The 26,074-nt window shown below is 65.2% G+C and carries 22 protein-coding genes; 14 read left to right on the forward strand and 8 right to left on the reverse strand.

Going from position 1 to position 26,074, the window contains the following annotated elements; translation table 11 throughout:
• Positions 1–17: 17 nt before the first annotated feature.
• Positions 18–1,301, reverse strand: a complete 1,284-nt coding sequence (locus MRY80_RS23985) for a 2-hydroxyacyl-CoA dehydratase family protein (RefSeq protein WP_293293870.1) — start codon at positions 1,299–1,301, stop codon at positions 18–20.
• Positions 1,298–2,431 carry a 2-hydroxyacyl-CoA dehydratase family protein gene (locus MRY80_RS23990; protein WP_293293872.1) on the reverse strand — a complete coding sequence of 378 codons (1,134 nt, stop codon included), beginning with the start codon at positions 2,429–2,431 and terminating at the stop codon, positions 1,298–1,300. Before MRY80_RS23990 ends, MRY80_RS23985 begins: the two co-directional genes overlap by 4 nt.
• 126 nt (positions 2,432–2,557) lie before the next feature.
• On the opposite strand from MRY80_RS23990, the gene MRY80_RS23995 reads away from it, so the two are divergent.
• The 3 genes from MRY80_RS23995 (at position 2,558) to MRY80_RS24005 (ending at position 5,651) form a co-directional block, all read left to right on the forward strand.
• Entirely contained in the window at positions 2,558–3,079 is a 522-nt protein-coding gene (locus tag MRY80_RS23995) for a MarR family transcriptional regulator (protein ID WP_293293874.1), read from the forward strand.
• 81 nt (positions 3,080–3,160) lie between these two features.
• Positions 3,161–4,339, forward strand: a complete 1,179-nt coding sequence (locus tag MRY80_RS24000) for a CoA transferase (RefSeq protein ID WP_293293875.1) — start codon at positions 3,161–3,163, stop codon at positions 4,337–4,339.
• A gap of 88 nt (positions 4,340–4,427) precedes the next feature.
• Positions 4,428–5,651 (forward strand): cytochrome P450, encoded by a 1,224-nt coding sequence (locus tag MRY80_RS24005; RefSeq protein ID WP_293293877.1) that lies wholly within the window; start codon positions 4,428–4,430, stop codon positions 5,649–5,651.
• Between the two features lie 3 nt (positions 5,652–5,654).
• On the opposite strand, the gene MRY80_RS24010 is transcribed toward MRY80_RS24005, so the two are convergent.
• A complete protein-coding gene (locus MRY80_RS24010) occupies positions 5,655–6,365 on the reverse strand; it encodes a GntR family transcriptional regulator (protein WP_293293879.1) in 711 nt (236 codons plus the stop codon).
• 164 nt (positions 6,366–6,529) lie between these two features.
• Between MRY80_RS24010 and MRY80_RS24015 the strand changes: the two genes are divergently transcribed.
• The 7 genes from MRY80_RS24015 to MRY80_RS24045 all read left to right on the forward strand — a co-directional run bounded on the left by MRY80_RS24015 (position 6,530) and on the right by MRY80_RS24045 (position 14,389).
• Entirely contained in the window at positions 6,530–8,107 is a 1,578-nt protein-coding gene (locus MRY80_RS24015) for an ABC transporter substrate-binding protein (protein WP_293293881.1), read from the forward strand.
• Between the two features lie 70 nt (positions 8,108–8,177).
• Positions 8,178–9,104 carry an ABC transporter permease gene (locus MRY80_RS24020; RefSeq protein ID WP_293293882.1) on the forward strand — a complete coding sequence of 309 codons (927 nt, stop codon included), beginning with the start codon at positions 8,178–8,180 and terminating at the stop codon, positions 9,102–9,104.
• On the forward strand, positions 9,104–9,940 hold the full coding sequence (locus tag MRY80_RS24025) for an ABC transporter permease (protein ID WP_293293884.1): 837 nt from the start codon (positions 9,104–9,106) through the stop codon (positions 9,938–9,940). The genes MRY80_RS24020 and MRY80_RS24025 overlap by 1 nt, the downstream gene beginning before the upstream one ends.
• Positions 9,937–10,908 carry an ABC transporter ATP-binding protein gene (locus MRY80_RS24030; RefSeq protein WP_293293886.1) on the forward strand — a complete coding sequence of 324 codons (972 nt, stop codon included), beginning with the start codon at positions 9,937–9,939 and terminating at the stop codon, positions 10,906–10,908. Before MRY80_RS24025 ends, MRY80_RS24030 begins: the two co-directional genes overlap by 4 nt.
• Positions 10,905–11,876 carry an oligopeptide/dipeptide ABC transporter ATP-binding protein gene (locus MRY80_RS24035; RefSeq protein ID WP_293293888.1) on the forward strand — a complete coding sequence of 324 codons (972 nt, stop codon included), beginning with the start codon at positions 10,905–10,907 and terminating at the stop codon, positions 11,874–11,876. The genes MRY80_RS24030 and MRY80_RS24035 overlap by 4 nt, the downstream gene beginning before the upstream one ends.
• A complete protein-coding gene (locus tag MRY80_RS24040) occupies positions 11,877–12,995 on the forward strand; it encodes a CapA family protein (protein WP_293293890.1) in 1,119 nt (372 codons plus the stop codon). It abuts the gene before it with no gap.
• On the forward strand, positions 12,992–14,389 hold the full coding sequence (locus MRY80_RS24045) for an MmgE/PrpD family protein (protein WP_293293892.1): 1,398 nt from the start codon (positions 12,992–12,994) through the stop codon (positions 14,387–14,389). Before MRY80_RS24040 ends, MRY80_RS24045 begins: the two co-directional genes overlap by 4 nt.
• Positions 14,390–14,421: 32 nt before the next feature.
• Here MRY80_RS24045 and MRY80_RS24050 read toward each other — a convergent pair whose 3' ends face one another.
• The 5 genes from MRY80_RS24050 to MRY80_RS24070 form a co-directional block, all read right to left on the reverse strand.
• A complete protein-coding gene (locus tag MRY80_RS24050; protein WP_293293894.1) occupies positions 14,422–16,743 on the reverse strand; it encodes a DUF3604 domain-containing protein in 2,322 nt (773 codons plus the stop codon).
• 55 nt (positions 16,744–16,798) lie between these two features.
• Positions 16,799–18,070 (reverse strand): TRAP transporter large permease, encoded by a 1,272-nt coding sequence (locus MRY80_RS24055; protein ID WP_293293896.1) that lies wholly within the window; start codon positions 18,068–18,070, stop codon positions 16,799–16,801.
• Between the two features lie 36 nt (positions 18,071–18,106).
• Positions 18,107–18,607 carry a TRAP transporter small permease gene (locus MRY80_RS24060; RefSeq protein ID WP_293293897.1) on the reverse strand — a complete coding sequence of 167 codons (501 nt, stop codon included), beginning with the start codon at positions 18,605–18,607 and terminating at the stop codon, positions 18,107–18,109.
• A 30-nt stretch (positions 18,608–18,637) separates the two neighbouring features.
• Positions 18,638–19,678 carry a TRAP transporter substrate-binding protein gene (locus MRY80_RS24065; RefSeq protein ID WP_293293898.1) on the reverse strand — a complete coding sequence of 347 codons (1,041 nt, stop codon included), beginning with the start codon at positions 19,676–19,678 and terminating at the stop codon, positions 18,638–18,640.
• Positions 19,679–19,785: 107 nt separating this feature from the next.
• Positions 19,786–20,577, reverse strand: a complete 792-nt coding sequence (locus tag MRY80_RS24070; protein WP_293293899.1) for a GntR family transcriptional regulator — start codon at positions 20,575–20,577, stop codon at positions 19,786–19,788.
• 426 nt (positions 20,578–21,003) lie between these two features.
• On the opposite strand from MRY80_RS24070, the gene MRY80_RS24075 reads away from it, so the two are divergent.
• From MRY80_RS24075 to MRY80_RS24090, 4 genes are all read left to right on the forward strand, one after another.
• Positions 21,004–22,521 carry a sugar ABC transporter ATP-binding protein gene (locus MRY80_RS24075; RefSeq protein ID WP_293293900.1) on the forward strand — a complete coding sequence of 506 codons (1,518 nt, stop codon included), beginning with the start codon at positions 21,004–21,006 and terminating at the stop codon, positions 22,519–22,521.
• 3 nt (positions 22,522–22,524) lie between these two features.
• Positions 22,525–23,523 (forward strand): ABC transporter permease, encoded by a 999-nt coding sequence (locus MRY80_RS24080; RefSeq protein ID WP_293293902.1) that lies wholly within the window; start codon positions 22,525–22,527, stop codon positions 23,521–23,523.
• The gene (locus tag MRY80_RS24085; RefSeq protein ID WP_293293903.1) at positions 23,523–24,548 is read left to right on the forward strand and encodes an ABC transporter permease; all 1,026 of its coding nucleotides are present in this window, start codon (positions 23,523–23,525) and stop codon (positions 24,546–24,548) included. The genes MRY80_RS24080 and MRY80_RS24085 overlap by 1 nt, the downstream gene beginning before the upstream one ends.
• Positions 24,549–24,719: 171 nt before the next feature.
• Positions 24,720–25,961 carry a sugar ABC transporter substrate-binding protein gene (locus MRY80_RS24090; RefSeq protein ID WP_293293904.1) on the forward strand — a complete coding sequence of 414 codons (1,242 nt, stop codon included), beginning with the start codon at positions 24,720–24,722 and terminating at the stop codon, positions 25,959–25,961.
• The last annotated feature ends 113 nt before the right edge of the window (positions 25,962–26,074 follow it).

Below are 26,074 nucleotides of genomic sequence, written 5' to 3' on the forward strand. Positions count from 1 at the left end.
TCACAAAGTGAACTATGTCAATCGCGTCTTGCCGGCATCGTGTCGAGCACGTCGGCGATCCTGCGATACATGGCGTCGCGGTCCCACTCGCGCTGATCGACCATGTCCGACCAGACCTCGATCACCCGCACGCCGGCGTCTTCCAGCGCCTTCTTCGCAAAGAGAGACCCATGTCCGGAGAAGCGGTCGTGGCGCGGAATGAGCATCAGCGCGACGTCGATGCGGAACTTGCGCGCCTGTTCGACAAGCCATCGATTGACCCAGGGCGGCTGGTGCAGTTGCTCGTTCATCGAGACGATGCGGGCGGCGAGGGCGCGCAGCGGGTCGCCGTGATCGTAGCGGATGTAGCCGTCGGCGGCGAAGGGCAGATACATCGACCAGGCGAAGACGGCGCCATGGCTTTCCTCGAAGGCCGAATAGAAGCCGGTGTCGAACCAGAGGCCGGCGCCGATCCACATCATCCTGATGCGCTCGTCCTCGCAGACGGCCACGCCGTTGTCGATCCGCTCCGTGACCTCGTCGCGGAAGGCCGCCGCATGGTCGAGCGCCCATTCGGAGCCCCGGTGCCATTGCGGGATCATGACATTGGGGATCTGCTCGGAAATGCGGATCGGGCATTTCGGCGCCGCGGCGATGCGGTTGGCCGCGTCGTCGAAGATCTCTTCCTGCGTGTTGATCGCCTCCGTGTAGCGGGCGAACGCGTCCTCGTCGAAGCGCCGGCCGGTCATGTCTTCCAGTATCCCGATGAGCTCGCGCATCTCGCCGACCATCAGGTCGAGGCGGTCGGTTCCGTAGAGCGTCTCCCAGTCGTTGCGGGCCAAGAGCCACCAGTCGGGCGCGGGGTCCGGCACTGCAGGCGACGAGAAGGTGAACAGCGGCGCGCCGGTCGCCTCGGACCACAGCGAGAAGATCTTCTGGTGGTCGTCGGCGCTCTGGCGGGCGCACAGGATCGCCGGCGTCGGCAGTCCGCCCCAGGGTTGCCGCTCGCGGTCTCCTTCCAGCTCCGCGATCAAGGGAAGGCTGGAATAGCGCGCCAGGCGGCCATGATAGCCGAGCGTTTCCATGTGGTCGAAATAGTGCTCGGACAATTGCTTCGCGGCGATGATGGCCGACCACCACTGGTTGGTGACGATCGGCATGCCCATGAAGTGGAACAGTTCATGCGGCGTGTCCGCATTGACGAACGCGTAATGCGCGCCGGACTTGATCGTCTCGCGCAACCCGCGAACCCAGTCGCGCTGATACATGGTGGCGGCCTTGGCCGACGCGAGCGGGCCGGCGGCGGATGCTGTATCGCTCATGCCAGCGCTCCCGACACGGACCGCATCTTTTTCGAGGCCGACGCGAGCCAGGCGTCGTCCGGCCGGTGATCGCGAAAGCCGAGATTGACGAGCCTGATCCCGCGTTCGCCGAGCGCCCTGTCGAGGCTTGGCAGGTCCCAGCCCACGCTGTCGTCGTTCTGGTCGAGTTGCGCGACGACAAGGTCGCACCGGTCCTCGACGCATCGCGAGACGAGCGCGTCGCGATGAAGAACGGCCGGCTCCGCGCGAGGGCAGAAAGGGTCGGTCGCTTCCGCCCGGAGGATGTCGTCCAGCGTGTCGCCGCCCAACGGACCGGGCCAGACGTCGCCGAGCGGCTGCAGGTCGGTCACCAGGGCGCCGTGGTCCTCGATCATGCGCATCAGGGCGAGACTGTCGGTCGAGGATCCGATCAGGCCGATGCGCTGCCGGGCCGGCGGCGCCGTCCGGCTGGCTGCAGCGGCGCAGGCGCTTTCGAGGAGGTCGGCGTGTTCCGCGGCAGCAAGGGAGCGGCCGGCGTTGCGCCAGGTGAACGCCTCGGTTCCAGTGATCGTCGGTCGGTTGGCCTTGCGCAGGGCCTCCATTGCCGAGAGCGCCGCGCCGCGCCTTCTTTCCTCGGCGACCGCGCCTTTCAGACTGTCGGCGAACGCCTCGGCGCCGACATCCGCACCGAGATCGCCCAGCAGCTTGTCCACCTGCCGCGCGTTGAACGCGGCCGACGGCCCCGAGTCGCGATGGACGAGGTTCCAAAGCACGAGCCTCGGCGCGGGCGACGGGCCGACGGCCTGGCGCACCAGTTCGCGGGCATATTGATAGGCGACGAACGCGGCCGCGTCGTCCCGGCAGAACACGATGGCGTGCAGGTCGTCCAGGCGTCCCGAAAACAGCCGGTGCAGGAAGATCCGCGCATAGTCGTCGACGAAGGGTTCGACATAGGGCTCGATGTCCGGCGCGCGCGCAGAGAGGTCGGCCTCGGGCGCCGTCTTCGCGTCGGCGGGCGCAAAGCCCATCGCCGACAGGAAAGATTCCGGCAGTCCGTTGCCGAACACGCCGACCGTGCGGGCGTTCCGTTGGGGCGGTCTCTTGCCTGAGAATGCGTCGTCGAGGGCCGCGACGGCCTGTTGCGGATTCACGCCAATGTCCTCCCGAGCGTCAATAGTTCATCAAGTGAACTATATGCGCCGCCGCTGTCAAGTGGCTGTTTGACAAGCTTGGCGGTCGCGACTAACCCGGTCGCCGACAACAATTGCGAAAACGCCATGAGTGCCCAGTCAGATAACGACAAGCCGCCTCTGCGCGGTATCGAGCTCGGTTATCTGGGCGAGGACCTGCCCTATCTCACGCGCGTCTTGCGTGCCTGCATCCGGGCGGAGAATGCCGCGTTCTACAAGGATTTCGGCACCGAGCATGGCGACATCGCCATCATCAACCTCATCGGGATCAATCCGGGGATTTCCCAGAACGATCTTGCCGCCGCCGTCGTCCTGAAGAAGTCCGCGGTCACCAAGGTGATCAAGCACCTGGAAGAGCGCGGGCTGGTGGAGCGTCGCAAGGTCAGCACCGACAAGCGGTTCAATTCGCTGACGCTGACGAAGAAGGGCGAGGAAAAGCGCCTGCAGCTGCGCGAGGGGATGAAGGTCCAGAACGACGCGCTGCTCTCCATCTTCACAGACGAGGAGCGGGCCGAGTTCTATGGCCAGCTGCAGCGGCTGTGCGAGCACCTGATGGAACGCACCAACGCGCGCCTGGCGGAGGGCGCGGAGGACGGCGGCGCCGACTGAGCGCCCGGCCCCGTCCACAGGCTTGACAATCTTCCCGAATATAGTTCATCAAGTGAACTAATAATCGGGAGGAAAAGAGTCGTGGCACAACCACTGGCCGGAATCCGTGTCGCTGATTTCAGCCATGTGATCGCAGGGCCGCTTGCGACCCACTTCCTGCGCCTGCTGGGCGCGGAAGTCATCAAGATCGAACCGCCGACCGGCGACGTGCTGCGCAACTACACCCAGCGCGCGGAACTGCGCGGAATGGCCGAGCCGTTCATCAGCGCCAACGCCGGCAAGAAGTCGGTCGTCCTGGACCTGAAGTCCGAGTTCGGGCAGGAGGCGGCCCGCCGGCTGGTTCAGTCGAGCGACGTGCTGGTCGAGAATTTCCGCCCCGGTGTCATCGACCGTCTCGGGCTCGGCCACGACAGTTTCGCCAAGAGCCATCCGTCGCTGATCTTCTGCTCCATCTCCGGTTACGGGCAGGGCGGGCCGATGCGCGACTACCCGGCGATCGACCAGATCATCCAGAGCGTGTCCGGGCTGATGAGCCTGTCGGGCGAAAACGACTCCGGTCCGCTGCGCGTCGGTTTCCCCATCGTCGATACCTACAGCGCGCTCCTAGCCGCGTTTGCCATCCAGTCTGCCCTGATCCAGCGCGAGCGCGATCCGGACCGGGCCGGACAGTTCATCGACATGTCGATGCTGGATGCCTCGCTGGTGATGATGAACTCGGTCGTCTCGCCGCTGGTCATATCGGGCATAAAACCCCGCCGCACCGGCAATCGCGGCTTCTCGCTTTCGCCGACCGCCGACACCTTCGACACCCTGGACGCTCCCATCACCATCGGCGCGGTCCAGCAGGTTCAGTATGAGAGGCTGTGCGCAGCGCTCGACCGGCCCGACCTGATGACCGATGCGCGATTTGCGACGCCGGATCTGCGCATGAAGCACGACCGCGAACTGCAGGGCGAACTGGCGGCGACGTTCCGCACGAGGCCGGCGCTGGAATGGGAGCAGGTTCTGAGCCGGCACGGCGTGCCCGCCGGCGCCGTCCGCTCGGTCGAGGACGTGCTGCAGCTGGAGCAGCTGAAATCGAGAAACCTGAAGCTGGACATCCCGGTCCCGAACGATGCGGTCAGCGAAGCGATGATCCTCAATGCGGGCTTTTCCTTCGCTCACGACGGCCCGGGCCTGTCGGAGCCGCCGCCAACGCTTGGCGAGCACACGGACGAGGTGCTTGCCGCGCTCGGCATGAACGAAGCGTCGGCCGGGTAACCTCGCTGGAACATCGCGCCGGAGCGAGATTGTCGCTTGCCTTCGCCGCGCGTAGAGACAATATTGTCGACAATCTGGAGGAGACGTGGTGATCAAGATTGCCGACAACCGGCCGCAGCCGAAAGACCCGGGCCGATTTTCCAAGGCGCATGAATTCGACGCCGAGACAGAGACCGATTTCGATGACGCTCATCGGTTGTTCGACGATCTGCGGGCGCGCTGCCCGGTCGCGCATTCCAACGATCTCGACGGTTTCTGGCTGCTGACGCGCTACAAGGACATCGCTGACAGCATGTCCGATTTCTCGCTGTTCTCGACGGCGGTGCAGAACGTCGTGCCGCGTGTCGCGACGGCCGGCCGGCGGCCGCCCCTGCATCTCGACCCGCCCGAGCACACGCCGTATCGCCGCGCGATCGCACCGCTCTTTCGGCGCGAACGGATCGACTATTGGCGTCCGATCGTGCGCAAGATGGCCGAAGACCTGTTCGCACCGCTGGTGCCGACAGGCGAGGCCGACATCTGCATCGACTTCTCCTATCACCTTCCGATCCATGTGCTCGCGGAATTCTTCATGATTCCGGCGCAGAAGGCGGCGGAGATCCGGGAGATGGGGCAGGCCTTCAATCATGCCCTGCAGACGAAGGATTTCGAGGGTCTGAAGAAGACGAGCCTGTTCCTGTACGAAATGGCGCAGGAGATCATCGACGATCGCAAGCTCAATCCCCGCGATCCGGGCGAGGATCCGACAAGCGCGCTGTTGGCGGCGCGCAACGAGGGCGAACCGCTGCCCGAAGACATGATCCTGGGCACGATCCGCCAGTTGCTCGTCGTGGGCATCATCGCGCCGACGACGCTGCTCGGTTCGGTGGCCGTGCATTTCTGCCGGCATCCCGACGATTTCACCCTCATCAAGGAGCATCCCGAACGCGTGGCGGATGCGACCGAGGAATTGATGCGGCTCTACACGCCGTATCGCGGTTTTGCGCGGACGCCGACGCGGGACGTCGAGATCGGCGGCCGGCTGATCTGCGAGGACGAGCCCATCGCCTTGTCGTTCGCAGCGGCCAATCGCGACCCGGAAGTCTACAGCGATCCGGCAACGTTCAAGCTCGATCGGGAAGGCGAACCGCCGCATATCGCCTTCGGCCGCGGGGCGCATCAGTGCATTGGAGCGCCGTTGGCGCGGCTCATGCTGACGGCGGCGGTGGCCGTATTCACCGAAAAGGTGAACGGCTTCGAACTGGCGGGGCCGACCCCGATGACGACCTGGCCGGAATACGGACCCTACAGCGTCCCCGTGCGGTTCCTGTAGCGCTCAGAAGGCGTCTTCCGGCAGCGAGCGGATATGCGCGTTGCCGGCGCGTACATGGGCGCGCATCGCGGCTTCGGCCGCGTCGCGATGGCCCATCAGGATCGCTGTCGTGATCACCCGATGGTCGCGGTTCGACTGTTCCAGCGAATCGATCGAGAAACTGATCGGCAGTTGAAGCCTGAACAGCGGAACGCGCAGCCGCCCGAGGAATTCGGTGGCGTGGCGGTTTTCCGCGAAATCGCAGATCATCTGGTGGTATGCGCGATTGAGCCCCGCGAAGGCGTCGGTGTCTCCGTCCGCCTCCGTCTTGTCCATCCTCTCCTGGATCGCGGTCAGGTCCTGCTGCTGATCCTCGGTGAGGGCGCGCTCCGCCGCCAGCCGCGCGACCAGGCCCTCCAGCACCTCGCGAACATTGCCGACCTCGAGCATCTCGCTGCGCGAATAGCGGCGCACGAGAACGCCGCGATTGGCGACGAATTCGAGATAGCCCTCGCCGACAAGCGTCCGGAAAACCTCGCGAACCCTGCCGCGTCCGACGTCGAACTCATCGGCAATGTCCATCTCGACGAGCCTGAGCCCGGGCGCGTAGGTGCCCGATTGCATGCGGCGCCTGAGCTCCGATGCGATCCGATCCGATTGTGTTGGCGTCTCCTCGGTCATCGCCATGGATGTCCGGTCCTCCGGTCTCGCTCGCCCGTAGGTGACGTTTTTCACGGGGCGTTGTCCAACGAATTCTCGGTGGCGGGGGCATTTCACGCAGGGAGTTGCCTGCGTCAAAAAAGTTCATAGAATGAACTAATATCATCATGGATTGTTGACAATCCCGGCGCTCTGCGCAGAATGACCAAAGGCGACGATGCTCGCCATGGGAGGAGCTAATGACTATTTCTTTGACAGGCGGATTCCGTGCGGCGTTGTTCGCGTCGACCATGATCGGGGCGGTGGCGACGTCGTCGCTCGCTTTCGCGGATGGCGACACGCTGACGATCGCGATCCCGACATTCTCGGACCAGACGATGGTTCCCTGGGCCGGGTCCGGCCAGCGCAAGACCTATCTCGATCTCGTCTATGACTATCTCGTCTATCTGGACGCCGACGGGAACACCGAGCCCGGCCTGGCGGAGAGCTGGGAGATGACCAACGAGGGCAAGACCTGGACGTTTCACATCCGCCAGGGCGTGCCCTTCTCCGGCGGGTGGGGTGAAGTCACGGCTGCCGACGTGAAATACTCCATCGAGCGCCTGATCGCCGACGACAGCCGCGCCGGCCCGGCATCCACGATGCGCCGCGTCATCGACACGGTCGAAACGCCGGACGACTACACCGTCGTCGTGAACCTGAAGGCGCCGGACTTCCTGCTTGACAAGGGCTATTTCGGCGAGGCTCAGCAACTCGGCATCGTGTCCAAGGCCTATGTCGAGAAGGTCGGCGAAGTGGCTGCCACCGCGGCCCCCGTCGGAACCGGGCCCTATGTCGTGGAGAAATCCGTCGACGGGTCCGAAATCGACATGGCCCTGCGCGACGACATCGAGCCGGGCTCGCACTGGCGGGTCAATCCGGAATTCGCCAACGTCGTCTTCAGGGCCGTCCCGGAAGAGGCGACGCGCGTAGCCATGCTGAGGGCCGGCGAGGCGGACATCGCACCTGTCGGCTTCGACAGCATTCCCGGGCTGAAGGACGCCGGCATCCGGATCGTGTCGGCCGAAAAGACGTGGTCGCCGGTCATTCGCCTCGGCGGCGTCGTCCAGACTGACGAGAAGCGCTACAATCCCGACGTGCCGTGGTCCGATGTCCGGGTGCGCCAGGCGCTGAACTACGCGATCGACAAGCAGACGATCATCGACGAACTGTTCCAGGGCGAGGGTGTCGTCGCCAATGGCGATACGCCGGTCCAGGCGTGGAACGACGTGCCTCCCTATCCCTACGATCCCGACAAGGCGAAGGAACTTCTGGCGGAAGCCGGCTATCCCGACGGCTTCAACATGACGCTGAAGACCTTCACCACCACCCCGGGCGCCGAATTGCCGCTCATGGCCGAGGCCGCCGCGCTCTATTGGGCCGATGTCGGCATCAAGGCGACGATCGAGCCGGGTGACTGGCCGGCGATCCGTTCGGAATGGACCTCGGGAGAGGCGCTCGATTTCGCCTTCACCCACCGCGGCTTCCCGTTCCCGAACCCGGAGAACGGCGTCGAGGCCGGCTTCTCCAACCGCTCGCTCTTTGCGTCCTTCACATCGGAGGAGCTGGAAGGAATGCTGGCGGCGTTGGCGTCCGAAACGGATCCGAAGGCGCGCACGGAAAAACTGACCGGGATCGGCCAGTATCTGCGCGACCAGGCGGCAGCCGTCTTCATGGTCCTTGCGAACGAGCCCTACGGCGTCGGACCGCATGTCGGCGACTGGGGCATAACCACGTCCTACGTCTACAATTTCGATCAGGTTGGCCGCGCCGACTGATCGAACGAGAATCCTCCCTGGCGGCGAGGCTTCCGGGTCCCGCCGACTCATGTTCGGACGATCCGCACAGATGCCGGCAAAGCTGATCCTCATCCGTCTGGTCGAAGCCTTCTTCGCGCTTCTGCTGATGAGCCTCGTCGTCTTCCTGCTCAGCCGGATAACCGGCGATCCGGTGGCCTTGCTGCTCGGAGACAACGCCACCGAGGCCGACAAGGTCGCCATGATCCGGGAACTGGGGCTCGACCAGTCGCTGGCGGCGCAATACTGGCACTTCCTCGCCAACGCGCTCCAGGGCGATTTCGGCCGGTCGGTCGCGGCGGGGCGCGAGCCGGCCCTCGACCTGGTGCTGTCGCGGCTGCCCGCCTCCCTGTCGCTTGCCGCGGTCGCGCTGGCCTCGACCATGCTTGTCGGCATCGTCCTGGGCGTTCTGGCCGCGGTGACGCACGGCACGGCGGCCGATGTCGGCATCCGGCTCATCGCGCTGATCGGCCAGTCCGTCCCCAGTTTCTGGCTCGGGATCGTGCTGATCTACCTCGTCGCGGTCCAATGGGGGCTTCTGCCGACGTCGGGCTATGGCGGCCCGGCGCACTACGTCCTGCCGGCAGCGACCCTCGGCCTGTTCACGCTGGCCGCCATCACGCGCCTCGTGCGCGCCTCCATGCTGGATGCGCTGGGCTCGGAATATGTGAAGCTCGCCCGCATCAAGGGCATATCGGAAGCGGCGGTCATCTGGCGCCACGCGCTCTCCAACAGCCTCATTCCGGTGGTGACCTTCATGGGCACGTTCTTCGCCACCATGATCACCGGCGCCGTCGTCGTGGAAACGGTGTTCGCCTGGCCGGGGATCGGCCGGCTCGCCTATGAATCCATCCTCTCGCGGGACTTCCCGGTGATCCAGGCCGTCGTTCTGGTGATCACCGCCCTGTTCATCCTCGCCAACCTCCTGGTGGATTTCCTCTATCTCGCGATCGATCCGCGCATGCGGGAGAAGGGCTGATGCGGGATCTGGCGTTTCGTGTGGCCGTCGCGCTTCTCGTCGTCTTCGTCGTTGTCGCGCTGATCGGGCCCTATTTCATGGAGCACGATCCGTTGCGCGGCAGCCTGCGCGCGCGGCTCGATCCGCCGGCCTGGCTGCCGGGCGGCACCTGGGATTATCCGCTGGGAACCGACCGGCTCGGCCGGGACATCCTGTCGAGGATCGTCAGCGGCGCGCGCATATCGCTGGCGGTTTGCGCCCTGGTGATCGCGATCGCGGGGACCGTCGGAACCGTCGTTGGAACCTTCTCGGGCTATATGGGCGGCATGACCGACCGCGTGATCATGCGGGTGGTCGACCTGGCGCTGTCCTTCCCGGTGATCCTGCTGGCGCTGTTGCTCGGCGCGATCTCGGGACCGAGCTTTGCGAACATCGTCATCGTGATTTCGCTGGTGCTCTGGTCGCAATATGCGCGCATGGCACGCGGCGAGACGCTGCGGGTGAAGAACGAGGACTATGTCGATCTGGCGCGCACCAGCGGCCTCGGGCATGCGCGCATCATCTCCCGCCACATCCTGCCCAACATCGCCCCGTCCCTGATCGTCGTCGCCACCCTGCAGGTCGGCGTGGTGATCGTGCTGGAGGCGAGCCTGAGCTTCCTCGGTGTCGGCGTCCCACCTCCCAACCCCTCCTGGGGTTCGATGGTGTCGGAAGGGCGTTCTTACGTGGTCACCGCCTGGTGGGTGGCGATGTTCCCGGGGCTCGCCATCCTCTTCGTCGTCATGGCCGTCAATATCGTCGGCGATCACCTGACGGACCGGCTGAACCCGGCCCTGCGCGGGAGGGGAGGGGCATGAGCGTGCCGCTCTTGAGCATCCGCGACCTGACGGTGCGCGTCGGCCCCTCGCAGAATGCGCCGGTGATCATCGAGGATGTTTCGCTCGACCTGCAGCCGGGCGAGACGCTGGGTCTCGTCGGCGAGAGCGGCTCGGGCAAGTCGACGCTCGGCATGTCGATCCTTCGGCTGGCCGCACCGCCACTCGACAAGGGAACCAGTGGCTCGATCATCTACAAGGGACGCGATGTCCGGAAGCTCTCGAACCGGAACCTGCACACGCTGCGCGGCGGCGAGATCAGCATGATCCTGCAGGATCCGATGGCCTCTTTGAACCCGGTCTTCAGCATCGGGGCGCAGCTCAAGGAGGCGCTGAGGCGTGTGCCGAGCCATCGCGATCTCGACGGCGCGGCCGCAAACGCACTGGCTGAGGTCAAGATCCCGTCGCCCCGATCGCGCCTGAAGAGCTATCCGCACCAGATGTCGGGCGGCATGCGTCAACGCATCGTCAGTGCGATCGCGCTGGCGCAGACGCCGGAATTGCTGATCTGCGACGAGCCAACGACGTCGCTCGACGTGACGATCCAGTACCAGTTCCTCGAACTTCTGGCCGAACTGCAGAAGGCGCATCACATGGCCATGCTGTTCATCACCCATGATTTCGGCGTCGTGGCCAAGACCTGCGACCGCGTCGCCATCATGTATGCGGGCCAGATCGTCGAGACGGGGCCTGTTCGCGAGATATTTCACAATCCGCGCCACTGGTACACGCGCGCCCTCCTCGCCAGCGTGCCGCGAACCGACGAGAAGCCCGCGCGCCTGCCGCAGATCACGGGCGCGCCGCCTTCCGTGACCAGGCGGCCCTCCGGCTGCCGCTTCCATCCGCGATGCGAGGCCGCGTCGGCCCTGTGCTCCACGGAGCCGAAATTCGAGATCGTCGCCGAAGGTCACGCGCTGCGATGCTTTCATCCCGCCGGAGGCGGGGCATGAGCGAGCCGGTGCTTTCCACGCGCGGCCTCGGCCGGGTCTTTCGCGTCCGCGGGCATGACGGTCCGGCGGAATTGCACGCGCTCAGCGAGATCGAGATCACCTGCCATCCGGGACGGTCCCTGGGCGTGCTCGGCGAAAGCGGATGCGGAAAGACGACGCTGAACCGGATCCTGCTTGCCCTCGACAAGCCGACCACGGGCGAGGTCGCGTTCCGCGGCAAGGCGCTCGGCAGCCTGAGCCGTCGCGAGATGCGCGACTATCGCCGCTCGGTCCAGCCGGTGTTTCAAAATCCGTTCTCGTCGCTCAACCCGCGCATGCGGGTGAAGCATATTGTCGCCGAACCGCTGGTCGCCGCGACGGGGATGAGCCGTGCGGACATACGCGCCCGCGTCGCCGAAGTGCTGTCCGCCGTCGGATTGCCGCCGGAGGATGGCGAGCGCTTTCCCAACCAGTTCTCCGGCGGCCAGCGTCAGCGCATCGCGATCGCCCGCGCCATCTCGTCGTCGCCGCAACTGTTGCTGCTCGACGAACCGGTGTCTTCGCAGGACATCTCGATCCGCGCGCAGATCCTGAACCTCCTGAAGGAACTGCAGGAGGATTTCGGCATCGGCAGCGTCTTCGTCAGCCACGATCTCGCCACCGTGCGCTTCATGTGCGACGAGGTGATCGTGATCTATCTCGGCCGGATCGTCGAGCACGGGCCTGTCGGCAAGATCTGCGAAACGCCGGACCATCCTTACACGCGCGCGCTGCTGGCCGCGGCCCTGCCGGCCGATCCCGACCGTCAGGAAGCGGGCATCAAGCCGATCGGGGAAATTCCGAGCCCGCTCGATCCGCCGGCCGGCTGTGCCTATCACCCGCGCTGCCCCTTCGCCCGCGACATCTGCAAGGCGGAGCGGCCGAGACTGACGGACCCGGGCGACGGCAGCCAGGTCGCGTGCCACATGACCCATGCAAAGGATTGGTGAATGAGCCTCAGATTTGTCGCCGTCGGCGACGTCGCGCCCGATCGCGAGGATCCCGCAACCATCTTCGACCATGTTCGCGACAGGCTGACCGCCGCCGACCTGGGCTATTGCCAGCTGGAAGTGAACCTCACTGACCGCGGCGAGCGCCTGCCGCAGGCGCGCCACACCATGCGTGGTAAGCCGGAGATCGCCGACGCGCTGGTCGGCGCGGGACTGGAGATCGTCTCCTTTGCCGGCAACCACACGATGGACTGGGGTGTCACCGGCATGGTCGACACGCTGGCCCATCTCGACCGTGCAGGGGCGCTCCAGGTCGGGGCGGGCATGGACATCGAGGCGGCGCGCAGCCCGGTCGTGGTGGAGCGCAACGGCGTGCGGGTCGGGTTCCTGTCGGTCAACTCGATCCTGCCGCAGAACTACTGGGCCGACGAAGACAAGCCCGGCTGCGCACCCATGCGCGGACACACGGTCTATGAGCAGATCGAGCACGACCAGCCGGGCACGCCCGCGCGGATCCACACCTTTCCGCACAAGGAGGACATCGCCGCTCTGATCGCGTCGATCCGCGCCGTGAGAGACCGTGTCGATTTCCTCGTCCTGGGTCATCACGCAGGGATACACTTCGTGCCGGCCGTTGTGCCCGATTACCAGCGAGACGTCGCACATGCCGCGATCGACGCAGGCGTCGACATGGTGCTCGGCTGCCACGCGCACATTCTGAAGGGCGTCGAATTCTATCGCGGCAAGCCGATCATCCACTCGCTGGCCAATTTCGCGCTCGACCTGAAAATGACGGAGGCGCATGCGAAGTCAAAGGGGTTCCGGGAAATCCAGAAGCTCAATCCGGACTGGATCCCCGACCTGACGTCCAGCTACAATTTTCCGCCGGACAGCGCGATGAGTTTCGCCGTGGAGGCCGAGATCGACGGCGACAGGCTGGTCGATCTCGCGCTCGTTCCCGTCTTCATCGAGCGCGACGCCAACCCGCGCTTCGTCGCGCCCGACGATCCCAGATTCGATCGCATCCTGTCCTATCTGCGCACGATCACGGCCCAAGCCGGCTTCAGTACGGACTACCAGGCCGACGGCGATGTCATCAGGCCTGGCCCGCGCGCATGACGCTGGCCCTCGGACTGGCCGAACGCCTGCAGGGCGTCTCGTTTTCCGACCTGCCGGGCGAGGCCGTGCATGCGGCGCAACTGTCCCTTGCCGATGCGCTTTGCGTCATGCTGGCCGCGACCCGGCTGGAGCCCGTCGTCTTGCCGTTCCACACGCACGCACTGGCCGGCGGATCCGGTCATGCCACGCTCCTCGGCGGCGGAAAGGCGACCGCGTCTCTGGCGGCACTGGCCAATGGCGCGCTGTCGCATGCGCTGGATTTCGAGGATACCTATGACGCGGCGGGCCTCCATCCGAATGCGGTAATCATCCCGGCCGCGCTCGCTCTGGCCGAGGCGGAGGCATTGTCGGGCCCGGATCTGCTGCTCGCCATCGCGACGGGCTGCGACATTGCCTGCCGGATCGGGGACGGCCTGGCAAGCGATCCGGCCGTGCGCGGCTGGTATCATCCCCCGATCATCGCGGCGGCCGGCGCGGCGTTCGGCGTCTCGCGCATGCTCCGGCTGACACCGGAGCAGACCGTCAGCGCTGTCTCGCTTGCCCTCTGTCAGTTTTCCCTGACCGACGAACTCAAGCGCAGCCCTCGCTCCGACCTCAGGGCGGTCCGGGACGCGTTTGCAGCCCGGGCGGTCGTGGAAGCCTGCTGTCTCGCCCGCTCCGGCGTGCGCGGCGTCGATGCGCCGCTCGACGGGCCGAGCGGGCTCTTCGCGATGCTCACCGGAGACCGGGCGTCGGGCGACCTGTTGGCCGGTTTCGGCAGGGTCTTTCGCGGGGCGGATGTGACCTTCAAGCATTGGCCGTGCTGCCGGGGAACGCACCCCTCCATCGCCCTGGCTTTGGAGTTGCGCGAGCGCGGCATTGCGGCGGACGACATCGAGGCGGTGTCTCTGAGCGTGTCTCCTCCCGACGACATGCTGATGCTGCCCGAAGCCGACAGGAAGCGGCCGGCGAGCATGGTCGCGGCCAAGTTCTCGATTCCCTTCTGCTTCGCGCTGGCGATGAGACGGTCCGAGGTAACGCTCGAGGGCTTCATGCCCGAAGCCCGATCGGACCCGGCTGTCCTCAACGTCGCGGCGAAGGTCTCGCTGGACCGGGTGATCCCGCGTGGCGCGTCGGAACGGCCGGCCGCGCGGGTGCTTCTCGTGAACGGCGCGAGCTACGAGGTCATCGTCCCCGAAGCGCCCGGCATTCGGGCTTCGGAAACCACCTTCGATCAGATGGCCCCGAAATTCGCCGATTGCCTGCGCCATGCGGGACGCGAACGTATCCAACAGCCGCTCATCGAGCAGATTGCCGCTCTCGGTCACGCTCCCGACCTGGCCGGCCTGACCGCTGTTCTGACGAGCGATCCAGTATCCGCGCCGATGCGACACGGTCTTACCGGCATCGACTGACCCCTTGCGCGATGCCCGCTTGCCGGCCGGCGTCAGCGGAAGATGTAGATCGGGCTCGTCCAGGCGCGGGTCCCGTCTTCCAGGGTCACGCGCACATAGATCGGATTGTCCTTGCCCGCATCGATCGAGACACGCCGGCGGACGCTCATCGACAAGTGCGGATTGTCGTCGGGGAGCCGGAACAGCTTGAAGAAGCGTGGCAGTTCGCCGGAGGCGTCATGGACGACGTCTTCATAGCCGATCTCCGCGATCGGCATGTCGAAGCTGACGAGTGGCGTGCTGACGGAGATCGACCCGGCCTGCGGGTCGGACAGCCGCAGATCCGCGCCACCGAAGTTGCCGGTGGTCAGCGCCTTCCAGGCAACCCTGTCGTCGCCGACCTGATCGAGCGTCTTGTCGCGGTTGAAGAAATTGATCGGGGTCGCATGCGCGATCGTGTTTCCGGTCAGTTCGGCGCCGCCGTCCCAGATCACCTCCCGGAAACGACCGCGATATTCGGCACCTTCCCAGTGCAGCCTGATCCGGGCGCCGAGATCGTCCTCGCCAAAGGGGCGGATGGTCTCGACGAGCGCGAGCCCGTTGAAGACGTCGATGCGCTCGATGGGGGAGGCGGCGTCGACGGTGACCGCCAGTTCGGCGTCGCCTTGAGGCAGTTTCACGATATCGCCCATCATGGCCGATGTGCCGGAAAGGGCCTGCGAAGGACCGAGCGCGGGATCGTCGTGGTAGATTTCGGCCTGGCTTTCGAAATGCGCGGATAGGTCGATCGCGATGCGCCCGTTCGGGCCACCCGTCGTGCCGTAGTGGTGGCGCTTGCGCATGCAATCGAGCAGGGCCGGACGCGACAGTTCGGACGCGTTGAAACAGGTCAATCCGCCGATCGCGCCGAACTTTCCGGCGCCCGGATAGCTGGCGCCCGGACGTCCCTTGTGCCCGTCGGAATTGCAGACCACGCCGACCCGGTAACCGAGCTTGAAGGCATCGTGCAGCAGCCATTCGAAGCTGCCCCAGGAAGAATGCACCTCGACCGATTTCTCGAACCGGCCGTCATGGGCGAAGCCGATATCGGCGTAGCGTCCGCCGCAATGGGCGTAGCAGACGACGTCGCTCTCGCCCTCGTCCGAGAAGGCGGCGAACAGATCCTTGGCCGTGAAGCAATCCGTGTCGGCTGTCGTCTTGTCCTCGATCAGCGCGTGGGATGATCGCCGGATGGTCCGCCCCTCTGTGGGAAAGTACACGTTGCGGTCGCCGCCGAGCGACGTGTTGCCCGACCATTCATAGCCGGGCATCGCGACGAAGCGCCCGTCGGCGTCGAATTCGGCGGTGATGCGGTTCAATTCCGCCCAGAACTCGTCGGAGATCTGGAAGTCGTTGCCCTGGTGGCCGCAGGCGTCGACCCACGCCCGATCCCTGGCGAAGGCGAAATATTCCGTCGCGCTGCCCGTGCCGATCGTCTCCTCCGACTGGCCGTGCATGTCGGCCCAGAAATGGACGAGTTCGCGGTCCTCGACGATCAGCGGGTTTGTCCGGGCGACAAGCGCGCCTTCTTCGCTTCTGACCGCGACAGAGACCTTGCCCGGCGCACTTACCGTCAGGCCCGGAACGGTCAGGGAGAATGCGCCCGGCTTCATCTCGACACTGTCCGGCAGTCCGTCGATCGCGCCGTCGGCCTCCAGCAGGAAGCGTCCGGAACATGTGTCGGAAGGATTGCCCCATCCGTCTTCGCCCTTGAGCTTCAGGTCGAACGGCTCGCCCGGCCGCTTCAGCGTCGGCAGCGCCGCCACGAAGCGCTCGGGCTTGCCCGGCACGATGGCGATCGCCGGCTGCACCGGCAGCGGCTGGAAGTTGAAGGTCGCGATCGGATCGACCAGCACACGGAACTCGAACGTCTCCTCGCAGAAGGTCTGGAGCCGCATGCCCGGCCCGCCATGGTCGGTGACGCCGAAGCGGATGGTGATCGTGTCGCCTTCCTGCAGGAAGCCTTTCACCACCTTGATCCACAGCGTGCGGTCCCACGGACGCACATTGCCTTTCGGGTCCCAGCGCAACTGCAGGACGGCGCCGTTCGACGCTTCGACGGTGCAGTAGTTGGCGCCGGATGGATCGTCGAATTGCGGATTGCCCTGGTCGGAGGCGAAGCGGAAGACGATGCGCAGGCTGCCCGAATCGTCGACGCCGAACTTGCCCGCGGTATAGACCAGCGTGAAGGATGCGTAGGACCCCGCCTCGAATTCGCCCTTCGGGGAGATCTCCGCATGGCCGAGCAGCGACGGGTCGATGGCATGCCGTATCACGCCGCTGTCCACTGCGTTCCAGGGTCTGGCGCCTGCCGCATCCGAAAAATGTTCTGTCATTGCAAACCTTCTTGAAGTCATGGGGTGGGCGCGGGCGCGCCCGAAGTGAAACGCGTTATTGGAAGAGGTGAACGAGCGTCATCGAGATCGGCGGGACGTATGTGATCAGCAGAAGGTCGAGGATCAGGACCAGGATATAGGGCCAGATCGCAGCGACGATCCGCTCGATGGAGACCTTCGTGATCGCCGAGGCGATGAAGAGGTCCACGCCCAGCGGCGGCGTCACGGTGCCGATGGACAGGTTGACCGACACGATGATGCCGAACAGCACCGGGTCGATGCCGAAGCTCATCGCGGCGGGATAGAGGATGGAGGTGAAGATCACGATCGCCGCAGCGGCGTTCATCATGCATCCGACCGCCAGCAGGAACACGTTGACCAGCAGGAGATAGACGATCGGCCCGCCGGATATTCCGGCGAGATGCGCCGAGATGCTCTGCGGGATCTGGTTGATGGTGATCAGCCAGGCGAAGACGCCGGCCGCGTTCATGATGAACATCACCACCGCGGACGAAAGCACGGCCTTGTAGAAGGCCCGCCAGAGCGCGGGCAGGGTCAGTTCGCGGTACAGCGCGCCGACGACGATGCCGTAGAGCACCGCGACGATCGCCGCCTCGGTCGGCGTGAAGACACCGCCATAGATGCCCGACAGGATGATGACCGGCATCAAAAGGGGCCAGAAGGCCTCGCGGAAGCTCTGCCAGATCGCCGCGCGCCCCTGGAACGGCGTGGTTTCGACATCGAGCTTCGCCGCCATGAAGCGGTTCAGGATCAGCATCGAGATGCAGATCAGGATGCCAGGCGCCATGCCGGCGAGGAACAGGTCGGTGATCGAGACGCCCGTCACCACACCGTAAAGGATGAGCAGGATGGACGGCGGAATGATCATCCCGGTCACGCCGGCCGCCGCGATCGTCGCCGCCGTATATTGCGGACGGTAGCCCTTTTCCTCCATCGGCTGGTTCATGACGCCGCCGATCGCCGCCACAGTCGCTGCGTTGGATCCGGACAGCGCGGCGAAGAAGGAGGACGACAGGATCGCGACCGCGGCGAGGCCGCCGGTCATGTGGCTGACCAGCGAGGACGCGAAGCCGACGAGACGGCGCGACATGCCGCCGGTCGACATGATCTCCCCGGCCAGGATGAAGAAGGGGATCGCGAGCAGCGGGAATGAATTGTTGGTCGCCAGCATGCGCTGGGCCACGATCTCCATGCTGATGTCGCTCAGCCAGAGCCCGAGCATGCTCGACAGTCCGAGCGCAAGCGCGATCGGCACGCGCAGCAGCATCAGGAGGACAAGGGAACCGAAAATGGCAGCGGAAATCATGTCGGATGGTCCTGGCGAAAACGGTTCGCGGAGAGATCAGTGGTCGTCGGCAAGCAATTCGCCGGCGGGCGCGCGCAGTTGCTTTGCGAGAAGCTCGGCGGCGTAGACGAACAGGAACACCATGCCGACGGGAACCGCGCCGTAGACCCACGCCATGGAAATCTCCAATGCGGGCGAGATCTGCGTCTGGACCCGCATCGTCGTCATAAGGCCGCTCCAGAACAACACCGCGAAGAACAGCCCGCAGGCCAGCGTGGCGAGGATCAGCGCCGCCCGCTTCATCGACGCGGGCAGGTTGTTGACGAAAACGCCGATGGCGGCGTGCATGTTGCGCCGAAACGCGATCCCCGACCCGAGGAAGATCATCCAGATGAAGAGGTATCGGATCATCTCGTCCGGGAAGGCCAGCGAGCTTTCCACCACGTAGCGGAAGAACACAGTCGCGATGCCGAGGACGAACATCACGATGAAGGCGATCACGCAGGCAACCGCCAGGGCACGTTCGGAAAGGTCGAGAAGTCTCTTTGTCGTTTCCATGTCGTTTCCCCTGGCGGCGGCTCTTCTGGCCTATTTCGTGTCGACGGCGGCCTGGATCAGATCGGCGCCGATCTTCTCGCGGTACTCGTCCCAGACGGGCTCCATCGCCGCCTGGAATGCCGCTGCCTGTTCGGGCGACAGCCGCGTCACGGTCATGCCGCCGGCTTCCATCTCGGTGAGATACTGGCCCTCGACGGCGTTCATCTCGGCGCGCTCCCAGTCCTGCGTCTCGATCGCGGCTTCCTTGAACAGGGCCTTCACGTCGTCCGGAACGCTGGTCATGATCTTGTCGCTGGCGAGGAACATGATGCCGGCCCACTGGTGGTGCGACAGGGTGATGAAGTCCTGCACCTTGTCGAAGCCGAAGGCCTTGACGTTGCCGACCGGGTTGTCCTGCCCGTCGACGGTTCCCTGTTGCAGGCCGGTGAAGACCTCCGACAGGGCCATCGGCGTCGGATTGGCGCCGAGCGCCTTGAAGGTGGCGACGTTGAGCGGATTGTTCACGACCCGGAACTTGATGCCCTTCATGTCGTCCGGCATCTCGACCTTGGTCTTGGCCGTCGTGATCGTGCGGAAGCCGCTTTCATACATGGCGATCGTGTGGATGCCCGTTGCCGACTGGAGGCCGTCATAGAGATCCTGGCCGACCGGACCGTCCGACACCGCATAGGCATGCTCGCTGTCGCGGAACAGGAACGGCAGGTAGAAGATGTCGAGCGGCGGATAGAAGCTCGCCACGTTCGTCGTCGGCACCAGGGCGAAATCGATCACGCCGATCTGGATGCTTTCCACCAGTTCGCGCGACGAGCCGATGGTCGAGTTCGGGAAGACCTCGACGGTGATCTTGCCGCCGCTCTTCTCCTTGACCATGTCCGCGAACTTCTGCGCGCCCTGCGCCAGCGGGTGGGTCTCGTTGTAGGGGTGCCCGAATTTCAGCGTCATTTCCGGCATGTCCTGGGCGCCGGCGGCGGCCAGGGCCAGTCCGTTGACGGCGACCGCGGCGACGATCGTCCGCGCATGGGCGAGGGCCTTGCGGGCAAGGCTGCCCGGTGTTGGCATGGTCAGTTGCATGGTTTGCTCTCCTGTCTCACGTGTGGTTGTCGCTTCCCCAAGGCGGTGTCATGCCGATGGGCTTTGGCGCCCATTCTCTTTCTTTGGTCGTTCCGGTCGGCTCTCGGTCACCCCGCCTCGCTGAAGTCGGGATGCCCGTTCGACGACACCGGCACGATCTCGATCACCCGGTCGCTCGGCGGCACGAAAATGCGCTGCCAGGTGATCGGCGCGTCGCGGTAGCTGAGGCCGCAGATGGTCCAGACCATGCCGTACTGGCCCGGAGGCACGTCCAGCTGGCGCGCGACGCGCGGCGGCAGCGGTTGGCAGGCCATGGTCTGGCGCGTGTTCAGCGTCGGTGCGTTAAAGCGCTCGGCCAGCATGTCGCGGAAAGACACGCCGTTGAGCGTCGTCTCGCTCATCTGGGCGAGATCGGAGAACCGGTCGGCCGGCAGGTAGATCTCGCTGAAGACCTCGAACTCGTCATTCACCGAGACGAGGCGGTGGATATGGATGAATTCGCCGTCGGGCGTGCCGAAGAACTGGCTCCAAGGGCCGCTCTCGCTCGTCGTCTCGACGTCGATGATCTTGAAGAAGACGGGCAGCAGCCGGGTGCCGCCCTCCGCCATGAAGCGGAAATGCCGGAGCTGGGTTTCCTGGGCCCGTGCGCCCGAAACGAACGTGCCGCGGCCATGGTGCCGCTCCACCACGCCCATCTGCACCAGGCTGCGCAAGGCGCGTTGCATGGTGCCGAGGCTGGCGCCCATCTCCGCAGCAAGCTGGTCTTCCGCCGGAAGCTGGTCGCCGGGCAGCCAGCGGCCTTCCTCGATCGCGGTCAGGATCTCTTCCGAAATCCTCTGGTGTTTCGCCTTGGTCGGAACGCTGTCGTTCGACACCGGGCGCAGAATGGCTTTCTTCATCGCATCCATGTCCTATGTAGGACTTCTGGGTTGATGCTATTTCTCTCACGGAAATTGTGTCAAGTCCTATATAGGATTTTCGCATCGCTGCCTTGAAAACGAGCGGCATGCCGAAAAAACCGGCTGGATTCGCGCGGCTGTGACGCCTCGGTGGGCAGCTGGCATGCTTGTGGCGACGCCGGGTGTCCGCGAAGCCTCAACCCGGCCTGGTCTTCTCGATCAGCAGGGCGGCTTCGCGCGGCGGCGATGGCGGGTTTCCGGTCCGCCGGGACTGTGCAGGACTGTCCGCTGCGGGCTCCCGGAAAATTCGATCTTGGCCGTCCTTTTTTGGGCTTGACTGAATCGGTGAGTCGCAATTATGGTTTTTGGAAACGTTTCCAAAATGATTGGAAACGATTACAATGAACTCGTTCTGGGAGGGGCGACGTGCGGGAGGGAGTTCTCCAGACAAGCGCCTTGTCGAAGCGCTACGGCGCCACCGTCGCCTTGAGCGACGTGTCGCTGACGATCGCGCAGGGCGAGGTCCACGCGATCCTCGGTGAGAACGGTGCCGGAAAATCCACCCTGGTGAAGATCTTGTCGGGCGTCGTGCGCTCGAATTCCGGCGGCATGACGCTGGCTGGCGAAGCCTATGACCCGCATTCGATTTCCCGGGCGCGCGAACGCGGCGTGGCGACGGCCTTCCAGGAACTGAGCCTGATCCCGAACATGACGGTCGGCGAGAACCTGTTGCTCCCCCGGGCGTCGCGGCGGTCCTTCTGGCCGGACTCCAGATCGAGCATTCTGCACAGATCGGCCGACGTGCTGCGCGAATGGCAGGTCGCCGACATCGCGCCCGATGCGATCGTCGAGGATTTGTCGCTCGCCGAACGCCAGCGGGTCGAAATCACGCGGGCCCTGTCGCATGCCTCGCGGCTCCTCATTCTCGACGAACCGACCGCGGCTCTCCCCGATCCCGAATGGCTTTTCGAGCAGATCCGCCGGCTCACCGCCCGCGGCGTCGCCGTGATGTACATCTCGCACCGGCTCGGAGAGGTCCGCGAGATCTGCGAGCGGGCGACGGTCCTGCGCAACGGCCAGACGATCGACACCGTCGACCTGTCGGGCGTCGATGACGACGGCATCTTCGCGATGATGGTCGGGCGGAGCCCGGATAGCGCCTTCTCAGAACCGGTCGCCGCAAGGCCGGACGCCGAGGTCATCGTCGATGTCCGGGGCCTGAGCGTCGGCAAGGTGCGTTCGCTCGACCTGAGTTTGAAGGCCGGGGAGATCGTCGGTCTGGCCGCCCTGGAAGGGCAGGGCCAGCAGGACCTGTTCAGGGCGCTCGGCGGCGCCGCCAGGCCGGGTGACGGCAAGATCACGGTTGGCGGCCAGGCTGCGACCCTCGGCTCGCCGCGGCGGGCGCTTCGTGCCGGCGCGGGCATCGCCTTCGTCCCCGAAGAGCGCAAGACGGAGGGGATCTTCGCCAATCTCACGGCTGCGTCGAACATCGCCTTGCCGGAGATCTCGCGGGCCAGCCATGCCGGCATCGTCTATGCGGGGCTGGAAAAGAACGTTTCCAGGGAGGTCGCCTCGAAGGTCGCGCTTTCTCCGCGCTATCTGGGGTTCAATGTCGGCAGCCTGTCCGGCGGAAACCAGCAGAAGGTCCTTCTGGCGCGCGCTCTGATCACCGGGGCGAAATGCCTCGTTCTCTTCGATCCCGCGCGCGGCGTCGATGTCGGAACCAAGCAGTCGATCTACGCCATGATGCGCGACTTCGTCGCCGGCGGCGGGACGATCCTTTTCTATTCCTCCGAACTGTCCGAACTGGTTCACCTGAGTTCGCGGTGCCTCGTCATGTATGGCGGCCGGCTCGTCGCCGACGTTGCGCGCGAGGAATTGACCGAGGAGCGCCTTCTGGCCGCCGCGCACGGTCACAGTCATGAAATGAAGGTTGCGGTCTGAAGAATGGCGAGCACGCAGATCAACAGCGGCGCGCAGTCGCGCGCCCTTCCGACGATGAGACAGGTCGTCGAGAGCGCGTTTCCGATCATCGTCATCTATCTCGTGATGGCGACGATCTACAGCGTCGTGCAGCCCTCGGCGCTGTCGCTCTATTCCATCGAATCGCTGTTCAACAATTCGCTGCCGCTCATGCTGGCGGCGGCCGGAGCGACCTTCGTCATCCTGCAGGGCGGCTTCGACCTTTCCGTTGCCGGCGTCATCTCGCTCGCCAATGTCGTTGTCGCGGTGGCGCCCATCGAGGGGCCGCTCGGGGCGCTGGCCAATTTCGCGATGGTTGTCGCGATCGGATTGGTGGTCGGCGCCGTCAATGGCTACGTGGTCGCCTATCTGCGCATTCAGGCGATCGCCGCCACCCTTGCGACGATGATCATCTGCAAGGGCGTCGCACTGCTCGTTCTGGGCGCTCCGGGCGGATACGTGTCCGACTTCATGGCCTATGAATTGACCGCGTCGATCTTCGGCGCCGTTCCGATCGCCGTCGTGATCGCGGTCGCGGTGATGATGTTCTGGTCGGTCTTCCGGACCACGAATTCCGGTCGCTCCCTCTTGTCCGTCGGCCAGGACGAGCACGCGGCGGCCCTGTCGGGCATCGATGTCGCCAAGGCCCGCTTCATGTCCTTCCTGTGGGCGGGTGCGTTCTATGGCGCCGCCGGCTACATGCTGGCCGCCCAGACCGCCACGGGCAATCCCAACGGCGGCGATCCCTTCCTGCTTCTGTGCTTCGCGGCGGTCGCTCTCGGCGGAACCGCCTTCGGAGGGGGCAGGGGCGGCGTCACCGCTTCGCTCTTCGGGGCGGCGACCCTGATGCTCATGCAAAAGGTGCTCTTCGCCGTCGGCGTGTCGTCCTTCTACACGGGCGTCATCCAGGGCGCGATCATGATCCTCGCGGTGCTCTTCTCCGCATTCGTCCAGGCCGCAACAAGCCGCAGGAACACGCCGTGATGCAGAACGACAACGCCATGACGAATGCCGGCGCGGAACAGGAAGACAAGCGGACGACTGCCAAGGTCAGCGGCGAGTTCGTGACGATCGTCGCCATCTTTGGGCTGACGATCGCGATGATCCTGGCCTCCCGCGCGATCAGCCCGTCCTTCGGAAGCTGGTCGCAGGTCGAGACGATCCTCTATCTGAGTTCTTTCCTCGTGTTCTGCGCCTTCGGGCAGGGCCTCGTCATCCTCGTTCGCGGGCTCGATCTGTCGATCGCCTCGGTGATCACGCTCGGCGGTGTGCTGACGGCCTCGCTGATGAACGGCTCCAACGAGGGGCTGATCTATCTCGTCCCCATGATCCTGGGCGCCTGCGTCATCGTCGGCGTCGTCAGCGGCATCGGCGTCGCCTATCTGCGGGTTCCGCCCTTCATCATGACGATGGCGGTCGGATTGATCGTCTACAGCCTGTGCCTCGGCTTCACCCGCGGCACGCCGCGAGGCTATCCCGCGCCGCTGTTGAGCGATTTCATGCAGGGCAAGTTCCTGGGCGTGCCCGCCCCCGTCTATCTGCTGCTCGTCTTCGTGGTGTTCGGAACGGTGCTTCAGTCCTATTCGGCCTTCGGCCGCAAGCTGAACGCGGTCGGCAACAATCCGCTCGCCGCCTATATCGCGGGCCTGCCCAGCGGCCTGCTGATCGTCAGCGCCTATGCGGTGTCGGCCCTGTGCGCCGGTTTCACCGGGATGATGCTGGCCGGTTATGCCAGCGGCGCGACCCTGCGGATGGGCGATTCCTACCTGCTGCCCTCGATCGCGGCGGTCGTCGTGGGCGGATCCTCCATCCTGGGCGGACAGGGCAACTTCGTCGGCACGGTCGGCGGCGCGCTGCTGCTCACGACGCTGGCGACCATCCTGACCGCGCTCGGGATCGAGCAGGGCTGGAAGACCATCATGGAAGGCGGGGTCATCCTGCTGGCGCTGATCGCCTTGCGCGAGCAATCCTTCGCGTTTCTTCGCGACGTTTTCGGAAAGCGAGGCTGAGATGCAGGCGAAATCCTCTTTCTCGCCCCGAATTGTAAACGTTTCCAATTCACCGATTCCCGCATCGTCGCGGGAGGAGCGGAGGGTGCACGCGACGCTGTGCCTTCCAGGCGGCAGCGCGATGCGCCGCGTATCAACCGGAATGCCGGTCCAAAAAAAGGAGGAAGTCACATGAAACTCACTAAGATAGCCAAGGCGCTGGCGCTGACGGCCCTCATCGGAGCAGGAACGCAGGTCGTCTCGACGGAGGAGGCATCGGCCAAGACCAAGGACGGCAAGTGGCTGATCTATCTGTCGCTGAGCTACTCGGGCAATTCCTGGCAGAGCGAGGCGGCCAACATCGTCAAGGCGCTCGCCGCGACCCCGCCGTTCAACGAGACCGTCGAACTGGTCGAAGTCATCTCGGGCACCGATCCGCAGGCGCAGATTTCCGACTACGAGAGCATGATCGCCAACGGCGCGGACGGCATCGTCAGCTTCCCGATCTCGTCCACGGCCCTGAACCGCGTCGTGAAGCGTGGCTGCCAGGAAGGCGTCCTGTTCTTCATGTACGATGCGACGGTCACCGAGCAGTGCGCCTACAACATCAGCTACATCACGTCGGGCTTCGGCGAGAACTCGGCGCAGGCGCTGGTCAACGCGCTCGACGGCAAGGGCAAGATCTTCCTCTCGCGCGGCGTGCCGGGCAACTCCGTCGACGACCGCCACACCAATGGCGCGATGCATATCTTCAACCAGTATCCGGACATCGAGGTCGTGGCCGAATATTACAGCTACTGGGACGATCGCACCACGCAGCAGGAAACCGCAAAGGCCCTTGCCGCGCATCCGGATGTTGACGGGATCTGGGCCCAGGCCGGCGAGTTCGGCGCGATCCAGGCGCTTCTGCAGGCCAACCCGGACCGCCTCGTACCGATGACCGGCGAGAACTCCAACGGCTTCCGCCTGGCGCTCGCCAACCCGGACTATCAGGCCAAGGGCATCGACGGCGTGTCGGCCGGCTCCCCGCCCGCCCAGTCCGGCTTCGCCTTCAAGATCATGATGGAGATCCTGAACGGCACGCGTGACGCGCTGCCGGAAGACCAGCGCAACATCGAGTATCCGCTTCCGTGGGTTCCGGGCGACGCCGTCGTGCTGTGCGAAGGCGACAAGTTCGAGGACGGCTGCAACGCGTTCCCGGACGGCAAGGTACCGAGCTCCTTCGTGACCGAGGTGTTCAACCCCGAGCTGCTTCCCGAACTCTCGCTGACGTCGGCGCTGGAAGGCCAGCCGACGCCGGGCGCCGAGATCCAGCCGCTGCCGGCGGACGCCGTGAAGGCGGCGCCGAACGAGCCGGGCATCAATTGCCGTCAGTGCGAGGCCCCCGCGGACCTCTACCACCTGACCAAGATCGAGCCGACGGTTCAGCCCTGATCGAAAATCGTCTGCCGCCGGTTCATGATCCGGCGGCAGGCTCCGCGCCGGGCAGGAATGAACGACAAGACGCGCGAAGCATCGAAACGCCCGCTTCGTCGCGTGCCGCGTTC

Origin of the sequence: Oricola sp. (assembly GCF_022763245.1) — a bacterium.
Taxonomy (GTDB): Bacteria; Pseudomonadota; Alphaproteobacteria; order Rhizobiales; family Rhizobiaceae; genus Oricola.

Coding starts and splice junctions, on each gene's coding strand:
- MRY80_RS23985 (WP_293293870.1), bottom strand. CDS start 1,301: ATGAGCGATACAGCATCCGCCGCCGGCCCGCTCGCGTCGGCCAAGGCC.
- MRY80_RS23995 (WP_293293874.1), top strand. CDS start 2,558: ATGAGTGCCCAGTCAGATAACGACAAGCCGCCTCTGCGCGGTATCGAG.
- MRY80_RS24015 (WP_293293881.1), top strand. CDS start 6,530: ATGACTATTTCTTTGACAGGCGGATTCCGTGCGGCGTTGTTCGCGTCG.
- MRY80_RS24020 (WP_293293882.1), top strand. CDS start 8,178: ATGCCGGCAAAGCTGATCCTCATCCGTCTGGTCGAAGCCTTCTTCGCG.
- MRY80_RS24025 (WP_293293884.1), top strand. CDS start 9,104: ATGCGGGATCTGGCGTTTCGTGTGGCCGTCGCGCTTCTCGTCGTCTTC.
- MRY80_RS24030 (WP_293293886.1), top strand. CDS start 9,937: ATGAGCGTGCCGCTCTTGAGCATCCGCGACCTGACGGTGCGCGTCGGC.
- MRY80_RS24035 (WP_293293888.1), top strand. CDS start 10,905: ATGAGCGAGCCGGTGCTTTCCACGCGCGGCCTCGGCCGGGTCTTTCGC.
- MRY80_RS24040 (WP_293293890.1), top strand. CDS start 11,877: ATGAGCCTCAGATTTGTCGCCGTCGGCGACGTCGCGCCCGATCGCGAG.
- MRY80_RS24045 (WP_293293892.1), top strand. CDS start 12,992: ATGACGCTGGCCCTCGGACTGGCCGAACGCCTGCAGGGCGTCTCGTTT.
- MRY80_RS24050 (WP_293293894.1), bottom strand. CDS start 16,743: ATGACAGAACATTTTTCGGATGCGGCAGGCGCCAGACCCTGGAACGCA.
- MRY80_RS24055 (WP_293293896.1), bottom strand. CDS start 18,070: ATGATTTCCGCTGCCATTTTCGGTTCCCTTGTCCTCCTGATGCTGCTG.
- MRY80_RS24060 (WP_293293897.1), bottom strand. CDS start 18,607: ATGGAAACGACAAAGAGACTTCTCGACCTTTCCGAACGTGCCCTGGCG.
- MRY80_RS24065 (WP_293293898.1), bottom strand. CDS start 19,678: ATGCAACTGACCATGCCAACACCGGGCAGCCTTGCCCGCAAGGCCCTC.
- MRY80_RS24070 (WP_293293899.1), bottom strand. CDS start 20,577: ATGAAGAAAGCCATTCTGCGCCCGGTGTCGAACGACAGCGTTCCGACC.
- MRY80_RS24080 (WP_293293902.1), top strand. CDS start 22,525: ATGGCGAGCACGCAGATCAACAGCGGCGCGCAGTCGCGCGCCCTTCCG.
- MRY80_RS24085 (WP_293293903.1), top strand. CDS start 23,523: ATGCAGAACGACAACGCCATGACGAATGCCGGCGCGGAACAGGAAGAC.
- MRY80_RS24090 (WP_293293904.1), top strand. CDS start 24,720: ATGAAACTCACTAAGATAGCCAAGGCGCTGGCGCTGACGGCCCTCATC.